Annotated in this window: 15 protein-coding genes, 2 pseudogenes and 1 other annotated feature; of the genes and pseudogenes, 6 read left to right on the top strand and 11 right to left on the bottom strand. The window is 47.4% G+C overall.

Annotation, left to right across the window (positions count from 1 at the left end; genetic code table 11):
- Positions 1-32: 32 nt before the first annotated feature.
- Positions 33-1,286, bottom strand: coding sequence for a tyrosine--tRNA ligase (gene tyrS, locus FJQ58_RS26870; protein ID WP_202915367.1), 1,254 nt, complete (start codon positions 1,284-1,286; stop codon positions 33-35).
- A 57-nt stretch (positions 1,287-1,343) separates the two neighbouring features.
- Positions 1,344-1,650, bottom strand: a binding site (T-box leader).
- 123 nt (positions 1,651-1,773) lie between these two features.
- Between tyrS and FJQ58_RS26865 the strand changes: the two genes are divergently transcribed.
- Positions 1,774-4,875, top strand: coding sequence for a transglycosylase domain-containing protein (locus tag FJQ58_RS26865; RefSeq protein WP_140000123.1), 3,102 nt, complete (start codon positions 1,774-1,776; stop codon positions 4,873-4,875).
- A 76-nt stretch (positions 4,876-4,951) separates the two neighbouring features.
- Here FJQ58_RS26865 and FJQ58_RS26860 read toward each other — a convergent pair whose 3' ends face one another.
- The gene (locus FJQ58_RS26860; protein ID WP_139998111.1) at positions 4,952-5,911 is read right to left on the bottom strand and encodes an aldo/keto reductase; all 960 of its coding nucleotides are present in this window, start codon (positions 5,909-5,911) and stop codon (positions 4,952-4,954) included.
- 227 nt (positions 5,912-6,138) lie between these two features.
- Here FJQ58_RS26860 and FJQ58_RS26855 point away from each other — a divergent pair, with 227 nt between their 5' ends.
- Positions 6,139-6,522 carry a VOC family protein gene (locus tag FJQ58_RS26855; RefSeq protein WP_139998109.1) on the top strand — a complete coding sequence of 128 codons (384 nt, stop codon included), beginning with the start codon at positions 6,139-6,141 and terminating at the stop codon, positions 6,520-6,522.
- An 81-nt stretch (positions 6,523-6,603) separates the two neighbouring features.
- Here FJQ58_RS26855 and acsA read toward each other — a convergent pair whose 3' ends face one another.
- Entirely contained in the window at positions 6,604-8,328 is a 1,725-nt protein-coding gene (gene acsA, locus FJQ58_RS26850; protein ID WP_139998107.1) for an acetate--CoA ligase, read from the bottom strand.
- A gap of 244 nt (positions 8,329-8,572) precedes the next feature.
- On the opposite strand from acsA, the gene FJQ58_RS26845 reads away from it, so the two are divergent.
- Together FJQ58_RS26845 and FJQ58_RS26840 are read left to right on the top strand one after the other, a co-directional pair.
- Positions 8,573-9,208 carry a GNAT family N-acetyltransferase gene (locus FJQ58_RS26845; protein ID WP_274382344.1) on the top strand — a complete coding sequence of 212 codons (636 nt, stop codon included), beginning with the start codon at positions 8,573-8,575 and terminating at the stop codon, positions 9,206-9,208.
- 96 nt (positions 9,209-9,304) lie between these two features.
- Entirely contained in the window at positions 9,305-10,483 is a 1,179-nt protein-coding gene (locus FJQ58_RS26840; RefSeq protein ID WP_139998105.1) for an acetoin utilization protein AcuC, read from the top strand.
- Positions 10,484-10,548: 65 nt separating this feature from the next.
- On the opposite strand, the gene FJQ58_RS26835 is transcribed toward FJQ58_RS26840, so the two are convergent.
- The 3 genes and pseudogenes from FJQ58_RS26835 to FJQ58_RS33060 form a co-directional block, all read right to left on the bottom strand.
- Complete coding sequence (locus tag FJQ58_RS26835; protein ID WP_139998103.1) at positions 10,549-11,247, bottom strand: 5'-methylthioadenosine/adenosylhomocysteine nucleosidase; 699 nt, start codon at positions 11,245-11,247, stop codon at positions 10,549-10,551.
- Positions 11,248-11,252: 5 nt separating this feature from the next.
- Complete coding sequence (gene ccpA, locus FJQ58_RS26830; protein ID WP_139998101.1) at positions 11,253-12,257, bottom strand: catabolite control protein A; 1,005 nt, start codon at positions 12,255-12,257, stop codon at positions 11,253-11,255.
- Between the two features lie 206 nt (positions 12,258-12,463).
- Positions 12,464-12,769 (bottom strand): annotated as a pseudogene (locus FJQ58_RS33060) (stalk domain-containing protein); the annotation flags it as partial.
- A gap of 28 nt (positions 12,770-12,797) precedes the next feature.
- Between FJQ58_RS33060 and FJQ58_RS33055 the strand changes: the two are divergent.
- Positions 12,798-12,938 carry a hypothetical protein gene (locus FJQ58_RS33055; RefSeq protein WP_238404462.1) on the top strand — a complete coding sequence of 47 codons (141 nt, stop codon included), beginning with the start codon at positions 12,798-12,800 and terminating at the stop codon, positions 12,936-12,938.
- Positions 12,939-12,964: 26 nt separating this feature from the next.
- Here the strand turns inward: FJQ58_RS33055 and FJQ58_RS33050 are convergent.
- The 3 genes and pseudogenes from FJQ58_RS33050 to FJQ58_RS26815 form a co-directional block, all read right to left on the bottom strand.
- Positions 12,965-13,042: pseudogene (locus FJQ58_RS33050) on the bottom strand (YHYH domain-containing protein); the annotation flags it as partial.
- A gap of 400 nt (positions 13,043-13,442) precedes the next feature.
- Positions 13,443-13,826 carry a hypothetical protein gene (locus tag FJQ58_RS26820; RefSeq protein WP_338016169.1) on the bottom strand — a complete coding sequence of 128 codons (384 nt, stop codon included), beginning with the start codon at positions 13,824-13,826 and terminating at the stop codon, positions 13,443-13,445.
- A gap of 189 nt (positions 13,827-14,015) precedes the next feature.
- Positions 14,016-14,453, bottom strand: coding sequence for a VanZ family protein (locus tag FJQ58_RS26815; protein ID WP_139998094.1), 438 nt, complete (start codon positions 14,451-14,453; stop codon positions 14,016-14,018).
- Between the two features lie 52 nt (positions 14,454-14,505).
- Here FJQ58_RS26815 and FJQ58_RS26810 point away from each other — a divergent pair, with 52 nt between their 5' ends.
- Entirely contained in the window at positions 14,506-15,036 is a 531-nt protein-coding gene (locus FJQ58_RS26810) for a type 1 glutamine amidotransferase domain-containing protein (RefSeq protein WP_139998092.1), read from the top strand.
- Here FJQ58_RS26810 and ptsP read toward each other — a convergent pair.
- Complete coding sequence (ptsP, locus tag FJQ58_RS26805; RefSeq protein WP_139998091.1) at positions 15,033-16,775, bottom strand: phosphoenolpyruvate--protein phosphotransferase; 1,743 nt, start codon at positions 16,773-16,775, stop codon at positions 15,033-15,035. The genes FJQ58_RS26810 and ptsP overlap by 4 nt on opposite strands.
- Positions 16,772-18,658 (bottom strand): glucose PTS transporter subunit IIA, encoded by a 1,887-nt coding sequence (locus FJQ58_RS26800; protein WP_139998089.1) that lies wholly within the window; start codon positions 18,656-18,658, stop codon positions 16,772-16,774. The genes ptsP and FJQ58_RS26800 overlap by 4 nt, the downstream gene beginning before the upstream one ends.
- Positions 18,659-18,745: the final 87 nt, after the last annotated feature.

Here is an 18,745-nt window from a genome sequence, read left to right as displayed (position 1 = left end):
TCATATCAATTCAACAAGTTTATTTAGAACAACTATGCCAATTTAAGTTTCACAAATTTGCGTTTGCCTACCTGCAGGACATCCCCGTCCTTTGGAGCAACATCCGCATTAACGTCCGTTATTTTTTCTTCATTAATACGTACTGCGCCCTGCTGGACGCTTCGCCTTGCTTCACTGCTCGTCGGCTGCAAGCCTAGCAAAGTAAGAAGCTTTACAATCCGAATTTGTCCGTGCTCAAGCTCACCTTGCGGCACTGCGACCTCTTCAATGTCTTCTGGCAGCGCGCGCTGCTGAAAAACGGTAATAAAATGGTTTTCGGCTGCTTTCGCAGCTTCTTCCCCTTGATACATCCGAACGAATGTTGCGGCCAGCTGCATTTTGGCATCCCTCGGGTGAACGCTGCCGTCTTCCAGTCCGGATTTTAATCCAGCAAGCTCTTCGTTGCTCAAATCGGTGGCCAGCTCGTAGTACTTGAACATCAGCTCATCGGGAATGGACATCGACTTGCCGTAGATCTGATTCGGTTCCTCATCGATGCCAATGTAATTGCCGAGGCTCTTGCTCATTTTGTTGACGCCGTCCAAGCCTTCGATCAGCGGAGTCATTATAGCAACTTGCGCCGGTTTGCCGTATTCCTTCTGCAGGGTTCTCCCCATAAGCAGGTTGAACTTCTGATCCGTACCTCCGAGCTCTACGTCCGATTCCAGCGCAACGGAATCGTAGCCCTGCATGAGCGGGTAAAAAAATTCATGAACGCTGATCGGCAGGCCCGTCGTATAGCGCTTGGTAAAATCGTCACGCTCCATCATGCGTGCGACCGTTAATTTCGCAGCCAGATTCACGACATCCGCAAAATTCAGGGGTGCCAGCCACTCCGAATTGTAATAGAGCTTCGTTTTGTTCGGGTCCAATATTTTGTAGATTTGTGTCTGGTAGGTTTCCGCGTTCCGTTTCACATCTTCTTCCGTCAACTGCTTTCGCGTCTCTGATTTCCCCGTCGGATCACCGATCCTTCCCGTAAAATCGCCGATCAAAAGCTGCACCTCATGCCCAAACTCCTGAAATTGCCGCAGCTTATGCAAGACGACCGTGTGCCCAATATGAATATCCGGCGCCGAAGGATCTAGACCCAGCTTGACCTTAAGAGGCTTTCCCGTTACAACCGCATTCGCTATCTTATTTTTTAATTCTTCCTCCGGCACGATCTCCACGACACCGCGACGAATAACCGATAGCTGGCGTTCCACCTCAGACTGCTGCTCTTGCGATAAATTTTCCCACTTCACCATAAAACTTTTCCTCCTCCGTATGCGTCTATATAGACATAAAAAATCCTTCCAGCCCCAAGGGACGAGAAGGATTAGCTCGCGGTACCACCCTCGTTAGAGCACGCCTGTCTCTCAGACAATAAAAACATCGCTCTCACTTCGTTGTTGATAACGGAGACGGTCTCCGAAGTGAACTACTACGGCTCATTCAGCGGCCCACCGGCTTCTCGCCATAGCTGGACTACAACTGATATACAGAGCATACGGTTCCTTCACTTAGCTCCAGGCGGTAATTCAACAAGCGGCGCATACCGGTTCTCAGCAACCACCGGCTCTCTGCAATGACGATTCGCTGTCTACTCGTGCCCTTCATAGCATTGAATAGATGAAACATTAATTGAAGTTATACCATAGGGTTCTAACGAAGTCAATTGTTGTTAAACAATGCGTTACTTTGGCGATTTATGTTATAATAGGTGTGCTATTTGGAGGAGGAGTCATGAACATGCAAGAAGAACAACAACCGACGCCAGTCAAACGAAGCAAGTGGCGTACTTTCGGAATTGTAACTTTTATAACAGTAAAATGGATGGTATATTTCGGAATCTTCATCGGTTTGCTTGCCGGAGGCGCTGTGACCGGCTATGTGGCAGCACTCGTGAAAAACGAAGAAATAAGACCACGAACCGTTATTGAAGAAAAAGTTGGGGAAAATGCAATAACCGGCTTTGTATACTTCAATGACGATTCTCTTGTCGGGCAGCTAAGAACCTCTGAAGACCGGATGATCATTACATACGATGATCTACCGCCGCAAGTCATCAATGCCGTGCTTGGTATTGAAGACAACAATTTTTTCGAGCATAAAGGCGTAGACATCAATGGGCTTGGCCGAGCCGTCAAGCAGAAGCTCTTAAATGAAGATACGCAGACCGGGGGCAGCACACTGACCCAGCAGCTCGCGCGGCGCGTATTTCTCAGCCTAGACAAAACCGACAGCCGCAAAATCAAAGAGATTTTCTTATCGCTGCGGATGGAGCGGTATTTGACGAAAAAAGAAATTTTAGCCGCTTATTTGAATAAAGTGCCGTTCGGCAATGGCTCGAGCGGATACAACTTGTTCGGAATTAAAGCTGCTGCCAAAGGGATCTTCAACATTGCCGACCTGAACCAGCTGAATCTAGCGCAATCGGCCTATCTGGCAGGGCTTCCGCAGCGTCCTTCAGCGTATACCGCTTTTACGGGCAAAGGCCAATTCAATCAAGCTGGCTTTGACCTTGCGTTAGGCCGTCAGCGGACGGTCCTGAAGAGAATGTTTGAGACTGGCCGTATCACTCAACTAGAGTACGACGAGGCTCTCAAATTCGACATTCGTAAAACGCTTGCTGAGCCGTCTGAGAAGGCCTACACCACTTATCCTTATTTAATGCTCGAATCCGAGCGGCAAGCAGCAGAAATCATGCTGATGCAGCAAGACAGTACATTAACGAAAGCCGATCTGCGCAAAAAAGAAAACGCGCCTCTCATTGAGGAAGCACGCGAGCATCTGCTTCGCGGCGGCTATCATGTCTATACGACAATCGATAAGGATATTTATCAGCTGATGCGCGAAATCGGGACCAATGCCGACAACTTCTCCCCTTACAGCGAGAAGAAAGGCTTAGAACAGATCGCAGCCGTGATGCTGGACCACAAAACCGGGGCAATCGTCGGAATGCTCGAAGGACGCGACTTCTATGAGGAGCAGCTCAATTACGCGACGCAGATGACGAGACAGCCGGGTTCAACCATGAAAACATTGGCAGCCTATCTTCCGGCAATCGATATGGGCATCATCCAACCTGCCAGCATCATCGATGATGCGCCAATGGTACTGAAGGATGGTCAAAAGGGCTTCCATATTCCAATGAACGTCAACCGAAAATTTGCTGGTCTGGTCACGGCCCGCGAAGCGTTGAACCGTTCATTGAATCTTCCGGCACTGAAAATATTCAATGAAGAGGTTAAAATTGAAAATGCCTGGAGCTTTGTCAAGAAACTTGGCATTACGACGCTTCAACCCGAGGATGCGTATGCGCAAACGGGCGTAATCGGAGGATTAAGCATCGGGGTTTCCGTAGAGGAACTTACGAATGCTTACGGAGCTATTCCGAACAAAGGCGTTTTCAATGACGCATACATGATATCAAAAATTACCGATGCCAACGGCAAGATCGTATACGAGCATAAAGTAGAGCCAAAGCAAGTATTTTCGGAGCAAACAGCTTTCCTAATGACCGATATGCTTTCAACGGTTATTTCCGCCAGCAACGGTTCAGCTAACAAGCTGAAGAAGCAATTCGACAAATACGGCGAAATTCCAATTGCAGGTAAAACGGGATCAACGCAAAGCTATGGTGATGTTTGGTTCATGGGCTTCTCGCCGGATGTGACACTAGGCGTTTGGGCTGGTTATGAGGAGCAAGTCAACTCCTTGTCCGAGGAAGGTAAAGCGAGAGCACGTTCCATATGGGCACTTATCATGAACAAACTGGTGGAGAAAAAGCCGGAGATGTTCGTCACAGACAAATTCGAGCGTCCGGAAGGCATCGTTAAAGCAACGGTCTCCAGTGCCAGCGGTTTGCTGCCAAGCAAGCTAACCAAAGAGGCCGGCATGATGGTAACCGACTGGTTCAATAAAAAATATATTCCTAAGAAAAGTGATGATGCCCTTGTGAAGATGGCATATATCACCTACGAAGGCGTCAACTATGTTCCAAATCCTGCGACGCCAAGCGACATGGTGAAAGAAAAAATCGTTATTAAACGGAAGAAGCCGCTAGATGTTCTGATGGATGAGATTAAGAACGCACAGTCGAAGCTTCCTGCAAGCAGCCGCCGAGCGCTTGAGGTTTACTTACCGGCAGATGCAGAAAACAATGCCCCTTCGAAAAATGATCCAAGGGTCGATGACGGAGCAGCACCGCCGCCTCCTTCCATTGTGAAGCTGCAAGCCACAGACGGCGCGCTCATCTTAACCTTTAATGACAGCTCGGCCAAAGACGTCGTCGGATACCGCGTCTACAAGTCGACAAGTCAAGGAACCTATGAGAAGCAAGGCGAATCCATTATTTTAGGCGCCGAGAAGCGCATGAAACTGTACGTGTCGGGCTCTCAAACCTTTTATGTAACGGCTGTCGATGTGGCAGGCAAGGAATCGGCACCAAGCCAATTGATGCAGTATGGCAGCACTCCGGTCGTGCCAGATCCGCCAGCGGGTGGCAATAATGGCAACGGAGGCGCGAATAACGGTAGCGGAAATGGCAGCGGGAACGGATCAGGCAATGAGACAGGAGCTACTTCAGCTCCTTCTGCGCCAACTGGCGTAAAAGCGGCGAAATCCGATCTCAGCGTTCGCTTAACTTGGTCATCCAATAGCGTCTCTGATCAGGTAACCCAATATCATGTGTACTACAGCCAAAACAACGATGGCAAATATACCAAAATCGGGTCCACTTCCGAAACAAGCTTTGAGTACGTGGCTCCCTTGATCACAGGAGCGTTCTATGTAACATCGGAGAACGTAAATGGCGAGTCAGCTCCCTCTTCAAAGCAAACCGTTAGTTAATCCGCATTAGGTAATACATTAATTAAAAAGGCAGCAGCCTCTTCCGAGGCTGCTGCCTTTTTTTGGAATCCAATCCTCATATCACATAAGAGGAATCCGTCTCAAATAATCGACTTACTTGCTCATAATCTTCTCTAGAAAGCTTCCACTTTACGGAAGCGGCGTTTTCCTCCACCTGTTTAGCCGTTTTGGCTCCTGCAATCACCGTAGAAATTTCATTTCTGTACAGCAGCCAATTAATTGCAACCTGGCTCAGCGGCTTGCCAATGGCACGAGCAATGCCGGTAAAGGTTTCAACAATGACAAGATTTTTAACAAATTGCTTTTCGGAAAATAACGGATTCAACTGTGCTCGGACATCCGTTTCCGGGAGCCTGGTTAAATAATTGAATTTGCCGGTCAACAGCCCTTGTGCCAGCGGACTATAAGGAATAAATCCTATTTTCTGCTGCTTGGCGTACGGCAAGGCCGCATGCTCCACATCCCGCTGGAACAAATTATAGGGTGATTGCAGCGATACAACATGGCTAACCGTTTGTGCGGCTACTAGCTGCTGCACATTAAAATTCGATACGCCTATATAACGGATTTTCCCTTGTTTCACCAATTCATTTAACGTATCAAACGTTTCTTCGACTGTTGTTTTCCCACTGGAATCCGGAAAATTAAGCTGATACAAATCAATATAATCCGTATGTAAGCGCCGCAAGCTCTCTTCTACCTCGCGAACGATATTCTGCTTCGTTACGTTTATACTAAATCGTCCTTGCTCATTCCATTCCAATCCTGCTTTGGTTGCAATAATAATATGCTCCCGGAAAGGCTGTAACGCCTTGCCAAGCACTTCCTCGGAACGTCCAAGCCCATAAGCAGGAGCTGTATCATAAAAGGTTATCCCTAATTCATAAGCGCGCTGAACGGCTTTCTCAATCTGGTTATGATCAACTTCTCCCCAGCCAGACAAGCCGGCTGCCCAGGAACCGAACCCAATAACGGAAGGATATAGCTCACTATTGCCTAATTGACGCTTTTCCAATAAGTAAACCTCCTTTATCCAATAATTCCTACCAAATTACTCGGAACTATTCCCATTATAAATCCGTATCGACAATTGTCAACCCATTTTTTCCAGAAATCAATAAAGTGCTCTAGATAATCCGATAATTCCTACTTGACAGCTAATTTCCTTCTCCTTATGATAGAAAACATTGATAAACAACAAATAAACGTTAATAAACCTAGTAGAGAAAGGACAACCCTTCAATGACAAAAAAGCGTATTGATCACGTGGGCATTATGGTTCAAAATATGGAGGCTTCCATCGCCTTCTATACCAATATCATCGGATTTGAGTTGAAAGGGAGAATTCCTCATACGAACGGCATCATCGAGCTTGCCTTCCTAGGCTTTGGACATTCTGACGAAACTGAACTGGAACTAATCAGTGGCTATAACGACAACCTTTCGACCGAAGGAAAGGTTCATCATTTTGCGGTTTCTGTTAGTGATATTGAAGCTGAGTTCATTCGATTGAAACAGCTTGAGGTCGCATTCTTAGATGATGAAATTACAACACTTCCAAATGGCTATCGTTATTTTTTTGTAAGCGGTCCAGAAGGGGAATGGGTTGAATTGTTTCAGCGTTAAACCCTATTCACGAAGAAAGAGAGGATGACTCCCATAGGAGCCATCCTCTCTTCTACTATTTCTTGCTTATTCATGAGTTCATTAATCTTCAATCGTAGACAAATCACCCGTTGGAAGATTGAGCTCCCATGCTTTAAGTACTCTTCGCATGATTTTTCCACTGCGTGTCTTCGGAAGCTTATCCTTGAATTCGATTTCTCTAGGAGCCGCGTGAGCGGATAAGCCTACTTTGACAAATTGGGATATTTCCTGCTTCAGTTCATCGGATGCTTCATAGCCTTCACGAAGGGCAATAAACGCTTTAATGATTTCTCCGCGCATCGGATCTGGCTTACCGATTACGCCTGCCTCTGCCACTGCTGGATGCTCAACAAGCTTGCTCTCGACCTCAAATGGCCCTACGCGCTCGCCTGCTGTATTAATCACATCATCAATGCGCCCCTGGAACCAGAAATAACCGTCCTCATCCATATAAGCTGAATCGCCAGAGATATACCAGCCTTTGAGATAAAAATACTCCTCATACTTAGAAGGGTTATTCCAAACCTTGCGCATCATCGATGGCCAAGGAGTCTGAATAGCCAGATTCCCCATACGATAAGGCGGAACCTCATTGCCGCTGTCATCAATAATGGCTGCTTTTATGCCTGGCAGAGGTTTTCCCATGGAACCGGGTTTAATATCCATGCTAGGGTAATTGCAGATAAGCTGGCCTCCCGTTTCCGTCATCCACCATGTATCATGAATACGTTGGCCGTAGACCTTCAAGCCCCAACGAACAACCTCCGGATTCAGAGGCTCGCCGACGCTTAATACATGCCGCAAGCTGGACAGGTTGAACTGCTGGGAGATATCGTCACCCGCACCCATAAGCATGCGGAACGCGGTTGGTGCGCTGTACCAGACGGTTACACCGTATTTTTGAATGACGCTATACCAGTCGCTAGGACTGAAACGTCCCCCGCGTATAACATTCGTTGCGCCATTTAACCATGGACCAAAAATACCGTAAGACGTACCCGTAACCCAACCAGGGTCAGCCGTACACCAGTAAATATCGTTCTCTTTCAGGTCAAGCACGACCTGGCCTGTGTACATATGCTGTACCATTGCATTTTGTACGTGGTAGACGCCCTTCGGCTTCCCCGTAGAACCCGATGTATAGTGTAAAATAAGACCGTCTTCACGATCCAGCCATTCAATATCCGCTTCATCCGATGAAGCAGCCATCTCTTCCGCAAAATTAATCACGCCTGCTTCATCAGGCACGTCCTTGCCAAATACGATCACATGCTTCAAATTCGGAAGCTCATCACGCTTAATCCGTTTGAACAATGCTGGTGTCGTAATAATGGCAGTTGCTTCACTATCTTGCAACCGGTCCTTGACCGCGGTCTCCATAAACGCTTCAAATAAAGGCCCAACTACTGCCCCTACCTTCAATGCGCCAAGTGCGCTAAAATAAAGCTCTGGCGTTCGAGGCATAAAAATAAATACCCGCTCGCCCTTCGTAATGCCTAATTTGCGTAAAACGTTGGCGAACCGATTGGATTGCTTGCTTAGCTCCGCAAACGTGTAGGATTCATCCCGTTCACTATCACTGTAGTACAAGGCCACTTTGTCGCCTTTGCCAAGTTCTACATGCCGATCGATGGCCTCATAAGCCATATTCACTTTCCCGGTCGTATGCCAGCTAAATTGACTCTCGATTTGTTGCCAGTCAAACGATTCCACTGCTTCTTCATAATTAGGTAAATTCGGGTTTGTTGCCGTAGCTGGAATTCTTTCTTGATGTAGGTTGATCATACTATCACTCTCCCATCAAATCTGTATGTCGCATATTTTTAGAATACGCTTACAAAATCGAGTCATCGGTTGAGGCAAACAAGCCGACTTCCATCTTGCGCATCCCATGGTTTTAAACCGCCAAACACATTATAGCATAACTCATTTCTATTCGACTACGCTTTTCATTTTCTCCAATGTTTGATATAAAGAGTAATAGAGGTTCGAGTGCAGGCAGCAGTCGAACAGCAAAGGAGGTTCAGCCTTGGAACATCGAAAGCGCTTGCAGCGAGAGCAGCTTTCCCTAGATGCAAGTCGTGAGCTTATTTTAGAAGGTCCCGTCCCTCCCGAAAGACTGGCGCAAATGACCATGAACAACGCACTGGACGCCTTCCGCAGGCCGCCAGAGCAGCATGAAGCGCTTGTAGAAATCGCCGGATTGCCGGAAGGCAGAATTATTTTGGCACGCGAAGGAGACATCATTGTTGGTTATGTTACCTTTCACTATGCCGATGAGCTTGAACGCTGGTCGGAAGGCGGCATGACAGACTTAATTGAGCTTGGTGCTATTGAGGTAGCCGATGAGTATCGCGGCTGCGGTCTTGGCAAGCGGATGATTGAGCTCGCTTTTGCAGATGAGCAATTGGAGAACATGATTGTCTTTACGACGGAATATTATTGGCACTGGGATTTGGAAGGCACGAAGCTTAATGTCTGGGAGTATCGCAAAATGATGGAGCGTTTAATGGAAGCTGTCGGCATGGTTTGGTTCGCCACCGATGATCCTGAAATCTGCTCCCACCCGGCAAACTGCCTTATGGTTCGCATTGGCAAGGAAGTTCCGCTCAGCTCGGTAGAGTATTTCGACACCGTACGCTTCCGGCAACGCTTTATGTATTAGAGTGATTTAGGTTTGCTTACGATGTTGGTTTGCTACGCAAACCTAAGCTCTTGCTTACGAAGTTGGTTTGCTACGCAAACCTTTAGGAGGATAGGGATGGCTTCAGATGCTATTTTTATACATCATAACGGTTCCAGCGGTTATAAATTTGGTGAGGAGCACCCTTTTGATCCGCTCCGAATTACGCTTACCGTTGACTTGCTTAAGGAAGTAAACGCACTGACTGACGAGCAGATCGAGGATCCCTCCTCCTATACGGAAGAAGAATTGCTCTCGCTCGTCCATCGAACCGACTATTTAACAGCAGTCAAACAATTGAGCGAAGACGTAAATTCTGACGATAGCAGCGTACTCGCCCAGCAGTTCGGTCTTCATACCGAGGATACTCCTTACTTTGCGGGTATGCACCAAGCTGCGTTGACCATCGTCAGCGGCTCTGTAGCCGCCGCCGACGCCGTTATGACAGGACGTGCCCAACATGCCTATCATATTGCCGGTGGACTCCACCATGCCTTTCCTGATCGCGCATCTGGTTTTTGCGTGTATAACGATGCTGCCGTAGCTATTAAGCATATCCGTCAAGCTTACGGCGCCAAGGTACTCTATATCGATACGGACGTCCATCATGGAGATGGTGTTCAATGGGTTTTTTACGATGATCCGAACGTGTGCACGTATTCTATTCACGAAACCGGAAAATTTCTATTTCCAGGTACCGGATACGTCCATGAAAAAGGCGTAGATCACGGTTTCGGCGCTTGCTTTAATATGCCGCTAGAGCCGTATACCGAAGATGATTCCTGGCTGGAGAGCTTTAACGTCACGCTGCGCAAGGTGATTGCCGCTTTTCAGCCGGACGTCATCATTAGCCAGCATGGCTGCGACGCGCATGCTTACGATCCATTGTCTCACATTCATTGCAGCATGAAGATTTATGCTGAGATTCCTGCCATTCTCCATGAGCTCGCTCATCAGTATACGAATGGGCGGTGGGTTGCGCTTGGAGGCGGCGGCTATGATATATTTAGGGTTGTGCCTAGAGCCTGGTCACTGGTATGGCTGACAATGACGGGCCATCCGCTTGCAAAGGCTATTGCCAAAGGAGAAGAAGCAATGCTTCCAGACCGTTGGCTTAGCCGCTGGTCTTCAATGAGCCCTCATCAGCTGCCCTTGAAATGGATGGATGATCCGACGGACATCGAGCCGATGCCTAGGCGCACCGAAATAACGAATAAAAATAGAGCCATGCAGCATATTGTCATACAAGATTTATAGCCCACAAAAAAAGAACCAGCTGCGATGAAAGCATCGTGGCTGGTTCTCTTCATTCTTAACAACAATCAAATATGCTGAACGATATCGTCAATAATTTGGTACGAATGATTCGCTGCCTTTTCGGTAAACTCCGGGAAGTTCACGTGCGCTGATCCATCTGCCTTATCCGACATTGAACGAATAATTACAAATGGAATTTCATTCATATCGCAGACATGAGCGACCGAAGCGCCTTCCATTTCGGCACATGCGCCCTCCAGCGTTTCGTGGAGGAGCTTTACCGTATCGCGGCTAGCGATGAATTGATCTCCCGACAGCACTTTCCCTTTCAAGCTGCGTCCGGAAAATAATCTTGTGCTGGCATCCGATGCGAGCTCGACTAGACGCTCATCTGCAAAAAATTCGGATTTCGGATGAAAAGGAATCGTTCCACGGGCAAATCCAAGCGGTGAACAATCCATGTCATGCTGAATGCAGCTTGTAGACACGACAATATCCCCAATGTTCAACTGTGGATCTACCGCACCAGCTACACCCGTAAACAACACTGAATCTGCGCCAAGGTCAATTAGAATTTGTGTACAGACCGCGGCATTGACTTTGCCTACGCCCGATTTGCAATAAATGACCGACTTGCCATGAAGCGTACCTTCAAAATAGGTAATGCCTGCTTTTGTCGTCTCCGACGCTACTTCAACATGCTCATGCAGCAATTCAATTTCTTCCGCCATAGCGCCAATAATTCCTATTTTGTTAAACGACATATCCTTTATACTCCTCCAACCGATTGACGCACAACAATTTCATGCGGCAATACTACTTTGGATTGTTCCACATTTTCTTTTTTCATCAGCTTCGTCAGCAAACGCATGGAAACGGCGCCGATATCATACATAGGCTGAGCAACAGCTGTAAGCTGCGGACGAACCATCGAAGCCATTCGGCTGTTATCTACGCTGATTACCGAAATATCCTCAGGAACCTTCAAGCCAGAATCCTGAATGCTATGAATCGCGCCAATCGCCATTTCATCGGTTGCAGAAAAAACTGCTGAAGGACGCTCGTCCAGCTCAATAAAGTATTTCATCGCTTCGGCACCAGATTCATAGCGATAGTTGCCGATTCGCACTAATGACTCATCGTAAGGTATGCCTGCGCTCTCTAGCGCACGCTTGTAGCCTTGGAAACGAGCAAAGCCATTGGAAGGGTCCTGCAGCGTTCCGCTAATCATAGCAATCCGTTTGTGGCCTTGGACAAGCAGCTTCTGCACAGCATCGAACGCCGCATCCTCGTGATTGATATCAACAGATGGGATTTGTCCGCTCTCATCAGAAGTCGCGCAAAGCACGATTGGAACATTCGCTGTTTTAAAAGCTTGCAAATGCTCTTCGGTTACGGCACCGCCCATGAATAGCAAGCCATCGACTTGTTTCTCCAAAAGCGTGTTAATAACGCGGATTTCCTTGTCTTTTTTCTTGTCCGCATTACACAAAATGATATTATAATGATACATATTTGCAATATCTTCAATGCCCCGCGCTACTTCTGCAAAAATAGCATTTGAAATATCGGGAATGACAACGCCAACTGTTGTTGTTTTCTTGCTTGCCAGGCCTCTAGCTACAGCATTCGGACGATACCCTAGTCGCTCTATTGCTTCATATACTTTCTTGCGCGTTGCTGGTTTCACGTTAGGATTGTTGTTTACAACCCGAGAAACCGTAGCCATCGACACTCCAGCTTCTCTTGCTACATCATAAATGGTTACCGTCACAGTGGTTCTCTCCATTAGCTCAGATTTTTTAAATTACGTACGCCACATATTAACGTAATCATAGCATAAAGGGGGAGGCAACGCAAAGCATAACAGAGCACAAACCCAGAACCAACAAGTTTTCATTCGTTTTCATAAATGCTGAACAACCAAGCAAATAATTACACTATCCGCTGGTTTCGCTCGTTAAAGCAAGCATGATCCCGCTAGTTCGATGAAACATAAAGGCTGGAATTATCGATGGAAACAATTTTGGCATTCCCCCATTTAACCGCTGAACGCAGTGGCATGTAATAGGAACCCTCGATCTTAATCGCTTTCACGTCAGTAAAGCTACCATCCAAATAGATCTTATTGCTGGAATGTTCGATTTTAATGACCTTTTTATCTTTTTTCAAAATAATGTCCTCTGCTTGGTCCGTCTCCAGCCCAAATCCAAAAATCGTCGAAAAATCCCGTACGGAAACGTAAGTCGTATCCTTTAAACTGACAAGCTTTTTGTTAAGCTTCTGCTGCTTGTCATTATAGTAGAAATTAAGGTTGAGAAATTTATGGGCCGGCGCACTGGCCGCTGCTTTAGCAGCAGAGCTGGACGAGCCGGAACTTGATGAACTAGAAGAGCCCGAGGAGCTAGAGGAAGAGCTGGAAGAACCGGAACTGCTAGAGCCGCCATTGTGGTAGTGATAGCCTGTGCATAATCCTTTTGCCTTCGATTTGTCTGAGCAGTTATGCCCCCCGCTGCTGTCCGTGCGCCCGGAGTGGGCCAGTGCGGATGCCGGCAGCATTGATGATAAAATAAGTACGGAACAAAGGAAAGATACAACCTGTTTTTTCCTATAAGCCTCCTAATTTACAATGCTAAGTCTATCATTTGACCAACCTACCACATCTTAACTCCTATTACAACACTATCCTTTTATATTACTTATCGACCACGGAGTAGGAAAAATGAACTATTTTAAAAATGTTCAGAAACCCACAATAAGAACCCGCTTCATCCTCTTTTTTGAAAAAAAAGCGACCGTTCCCGGTATGATCCCTCGGAACAATCGCTTTGCTTAATTCCTAACCCTATTGCTCCCCCAATAATGCTTAAAAGAAATACGTCCTGCCATAAAACAAGTCAAACATCCTACTTTCTTGCTTCCTTCTGCTGCCGTTCAATGATTGCATGTGTCTGGGCAGCTATGTAAGCAGCGTACGGCGGCTGATTTGCTCCAGCCTCTTTTGCAAATCCAAAATCCAGGCCTCATCGTTAAGCGTTTGGGCAAGCAAATAGAGATCAAGCAGCTGGTTGATCCTCTGCTCAATCATACTCTCAAAAGCAGGTTGATCTGTCTTCAGCTTCTCTGCCTTCGCTTCTACCAGCAAGTTGGCCCATTCATTGCATTCGTTAAATAGAAATGTCTGTTTGTCCGGCTTAGCTCCAAGCTGAGCAATTAACCCGGTTAAATCCGGCTTCACTTCCGGGAACACTTCGCTTCGATTGCAGGATGTACAGGAAAAAATAGGTACGTTGTCGATTTCGACCTTACCCGAATAAATGACTGTGCGCAGTTTCATCTTCATGATGTCACCACAATGACACCGTTTATGCAAAGTGGTCCACTCCTTCTTAGTAGCAGCCAACGCCGCTAAGCATTGCTTTCAGAGTTACATTGTAATAATGATTCGACCATTTTCGCGAAAAATCCTGCTTTCCTCACTATGTAATTTTTACTACTATTTTTAAATTCCCGAAATGTCAAATAACCGTAGTTAAGGCGCTATTTTTCTCCATACTTTTCGAATTGGCGGCACGGCTGCTAATGCTACCCAGAGCGCTGCCCCAATCATATCATTGCGTACATCCATGGGATCCGGCATTCTGCCGCCTACGAATGATTGATGGTATTCATCTGAAATTCCATACAGCCCGCAAAAGAGGACAATGCCCGCTTTGATCCAAAAACGGTCCCCCTTCTTGCCTATCCCATAGTCAATCGTAAGCGCCAAAATAAAATAGGCTAGAAAATGGCCCCAATTGAAGTCTTCCATAAACGGCAAAAACTTTTGAAAAAAAGGCAAGATCGTGTTAATCTCGTCACCCGTTCTTGCGGATAATATAAAAATAACAGCCATCCAGGCTACTGCCGGCAAAAATCTTACTGCTCTAGGGAAAGAAAAAATAGCGGTTTTCGAATCTGTTTGCTTCATTGTTTCTCCTTCGTTACAATAATAGAGATCTTTAATAGATGGAGGGGAAATCATGACATTGCAAAACAAAACCGTCATCTGCTTGCTTGACGACGAATTTGAAGATTTAGAGCTATGGTATCCCGTATACCGGGCGCGAGAAGCCGGGGCAACTGTTCTATACGCAGGCCCTGAGAAAGGCAAAAAGCATATTGGGAAATATGGCGTGCCTGCAGTAGCCGATTTGTCATTCGATGAAGTCCATAGCGAAGATATCATCGGTCTATTGGTTCCAGGCGGCTGGGCTCCCGATAAGCTTCGCCGCTATCCTAAAGTATTGCAGCTTGTACAGGAGCTAAATGCGGCAGACAAGCCTATCGGACAAATCTGCCATGCCGGCTGGGTTCTCATTTCGGCGAAAATTTTAGAAGGACGCAAGGTAACCTCCACACCAGGCATTCGTGATGATATGGAGAATGCAGGCGCTACCTGGTACGATGAAGCGGTTGTCGTCGACGGCAATCTTATCTCCGCCCGCCGTCCGCCAGATCTCCCGCCCTATGCCAAAGCTTTTGTAGACGCGCTTGTACAGCGAATGGTTTAACCATTCGCTGTTTTTTTGTCTATGCGCTCCATAAAGCCGTTAAGCTGCGCCAATATTTCAGTGCTTGTGCGACAGCCATGCAATTGCTCGAACACCTCTTTGCTTTCTTCCTGAGAGGTGCAGAGCAGCCTCTCCTTCACCTGCAAGATGGAATGAGAAGACATGCTCAGCTCATCCACATCGAGGCTCAGCCATATCGGCAGAGCTCTCAGATCCCCAGCAAGCTCGCCGCATACCCCAACGGTAATTCCACGCCGCTTAGCAGCTTCCACCGTCATCCGGAGCATTCGGATCAGCGCGGGATGATAAGGCTCATACAGATGCGAGATCTCCTCATTCATGCGATCAACCGCGAGCGTGAACTGAACAAGATCATTTGTCCCGATGCTGAAAAAGTCCACCTCTTCCGCCAGCAAGTCTGCAATCATGACAGCTGCAGGCACCTCAATCATAATGCCTATCTTCATCCCTTTGTCATACGGTAAACCGGCTTCCTCGAGCTCGCGCTTTGCTTCATTTAGCACAGCGTTAGCGGCACGCACCTCATCAACCGATGAAATCAGCGGATACATCAGCTTTACCTGTCCATAATGGCTGGCACGAAGGATCGCACGAAGCTGCGTCTTAAACAGATCCTGACGATCCAATGAAATCCTAATCGCTCGGTAACCCAAAAACGGATTGTCCTCCTCCGGTAGCTCAAAATAATCCAGCTGCTTGTCACCGCCAACATCAAGCGTGCGAATGACCAGCGGTTCACCGCCTAGCCTTTCGGCTACACTCCGGTATACCTCGAATTGCTCCTCTTCTTTCGGGAAACGATTCCGGTCCATATACAAAAACTCGGTTCGAAACAAGCCTACGCCATGCGCTCCGCTGGAGAGGGCAATTTCAAGCTCTTTGAAAGAGCTGATGTTGGCCGCAAGCTCCAATCGCTTCCCGTCTGGCGTAACCGGACGGTAACCCGCTATGCCATGCAGCCTCTTTTTCGCTTCGGCTTGGTGACTATGCAGTTCCGTAAAAGAATCGATGATTGACTGCTCGGGATCAATAAACACTGTGCCGTCGCTACCGTCGATAATAATCGTTTGCCCGGTTTGGATCGGTTCCTCCAGCTTAGCCTCCACACCGACAACAAGCGGAACGCCCAGTGCGCGCGCCATAATTGCGGAATGCGACGTTCTGCTGCCTGCGAGGGTAACAATGCCCAGAACATGCTGCGGATTAATATGGGCAAGCTGGGAAGGCGACAGCTCCTTCGCGATCAAGATAAACGGCTGCGTATCCGAAGGAAGCGTAATTTCTGGCGCGCCAAGCAGATGCTTGAGCAGCCGATTGCCTACGTCCTTAATATCGAGTGCGCGCTCCTTCATATATTCATCATCGAGCAAATCGAACATGGTCACAAAATGATCGATCGCTTCTTTCACCGCTACTTCCGCTGCTTTATATTGACGCTGAATGATGCCTTGAATTTCATTCATGAAGACAGGATCGTCCAAAATGGCGATATGAGCATCGAATATATGGGTTTCCTCCGACCCGACAACGTCTCGCAGCTCATCCTTGATCTGCTCGATTTCCGACTTTGATGTACGTATGCCTTCATACACACGCTCAAATTCGCGGGCAAAATCCGCGACATCGATCTTTTGCTCCGGAAGCTCCCATTCCCAATTCGGAAGCACAAACGATCTCCCAATCGCTATGCCTGCTGACGCCCCTATTCCTTGAATCATTGTGTTTCCCCTCCACCGTTTCTCTCTTTAAGCACAACGGACATAACCGAAGACTGCCCCTTTTTAACCGCTTTGAACGGCGCATAACGCCACGATTGCACAAGATCGGAATTCGTAATTACCATCGGAGTAGCAAGTGACTTGCTCTCCTTGCGGATGCGCTGCAAGTCAAACTTGATAAGCAGCATCCCTGGCGTGACCTCATCGCCCTCTTTAACCACTGCATTGAAATAGCCCTTGCCTGCTAGCCCCGAAGTATCTATTCCAATATGGAGAAGCACCTCTAACCCTTCAGGCGTAAGAATGCCTATGGCATGCATAGTCGGATAGATATGCATGATTTTCCCTTTAACGGGAGAAACGAGCTCGCCCTTGTCGGGAATAAAAGCAACCCCTTGTCCCACAAGCTTCCCGGCAAAAATGGGATCAGGCACCTCTTCAAGCGGAATCATCCGACCTTGCATTGGAGAATGGAACAGAATTTGCGCTTGATCGCGATGAATCGTTTTGATCATTTCTTCACGGATGAGCTCGGAATACGTTCCGAATACGACTTGGACATGCCCTCCGCCTAGCTTGATGACACCTGCAGCTCCCAGATTGCGAAGCGCATTAATGTCGAGCAGCTTATCGTTAGAAACCTTCAAGCGCAGCCGTGTGATGCATGACTCCATTTTCACGATATTTTGCTTGCCGCCAATGGCTTGCAGAATAAGCGGTGCCCGGTAGGGGATATCGCCCGCCCATTCATCCAATTGCGATCCTTCCTCACGGCCTGGAGTCGGAATTCGGAATCTCCGAATGGCCCAGCGGAACAAGAAGTAATAAATAAATCCAACCACAATGCCTATGGGGATAATCAGCCAGCCCCGAGTTGCCAAATGCTCATTAATGACAAAGTCGATGGCGCCTGCCGAAAATGAAAAACCGTGCTTTATGCCCAGCTCATAAGTGACCCACATAATAATGCCTGACAAAATGGCATGAACGACGTACAAGTAAGGCGCCACGAATAAAAATGCGAATTCGACCGGTTCCGTTACACCCGTAAGAAACGAAGCAAGTGCTGCATATAAAAAGGTTTTTCGTATTTTCGGCTTCAAATCCTCGCGTGCCTCATGAATGATAGCGAGCGCAATAGCCGGCAAAGCAAACATCATCGTCGGGTACAAACCAGCCATAAATACGCCTGCCGATGGATCCCCTGCAAAAAACCTCGGCAAATCCCCGAACACCATTTGCCCTGAGGCTGTCTCGAAGCTGCCGATTTGGAACCAGAACACGTGGCTTACCAAATGATGCAATCCGAAAACGACCAAAATACGATGAACAAAACCGTATAAAAATACGCCGAAGCCCCCGCCTGACGCAACCACCTCTCCCAGCTCGATCAACAAGTTTTGCAAGTAAGGGGCGATATTGATCATCCCGATTGAGAAAATCAAGCAAACAAAGCTCACGAACAGCGGGACAAATCGCGGTCCCCCAAAAAATTGTATGTATTCCGGCAGCCGTAGGCTTTTGAACCGCTCATGGCTAAAACCAGCCACCATCCCGATTAAAGTACCAATCAGAACGGTCGGCTCAATCTGAACCTCTGCGGTGCCCGTTACGCCGCTGTAAATAATCATGCCCACTAGAGCTGCCATCCCTGCTGCAAGCGCGTTTCCAGTTAATCCAAGCGATATGCCAAGCGCGAAGATATAGGGTAAAAACGTAAAAATCGTATCACTTGCTGCAAGCAAGTATCCTTCCATTCCTGGCAAGCCAATGTACGACCAAGGCAGCTTGCTCAAGCTCAAAAAGATAGCTGCACCTGGCAGTACAATCATCGGTAGCATAAACGCTCTACCGAGCTGCTGCAGGCTTCCCATAAAAGCCATCACGCACCTCCTCAAAGTTTTGCGAAGCAAAACTATCTTCGTAAGCATTATCTTTGTTTTGCGAAGCAAAACTGACTTCGTAAGCAT

This window comes from Paenibacillus paridis (assembly GCF_006345825.1).
Classification (GTDB): Bacteria; Bacillota; Bacilli; order Paenibacillales; family Paenibacillaceae; genus Pristimantibacillus; species Pristimantibacillus paridis.
The sequence above is the reverse complement of the archived record's forward strand: the minus strand, read 5'-3'. Positions and strand labels throughout refer to the sequence as shown.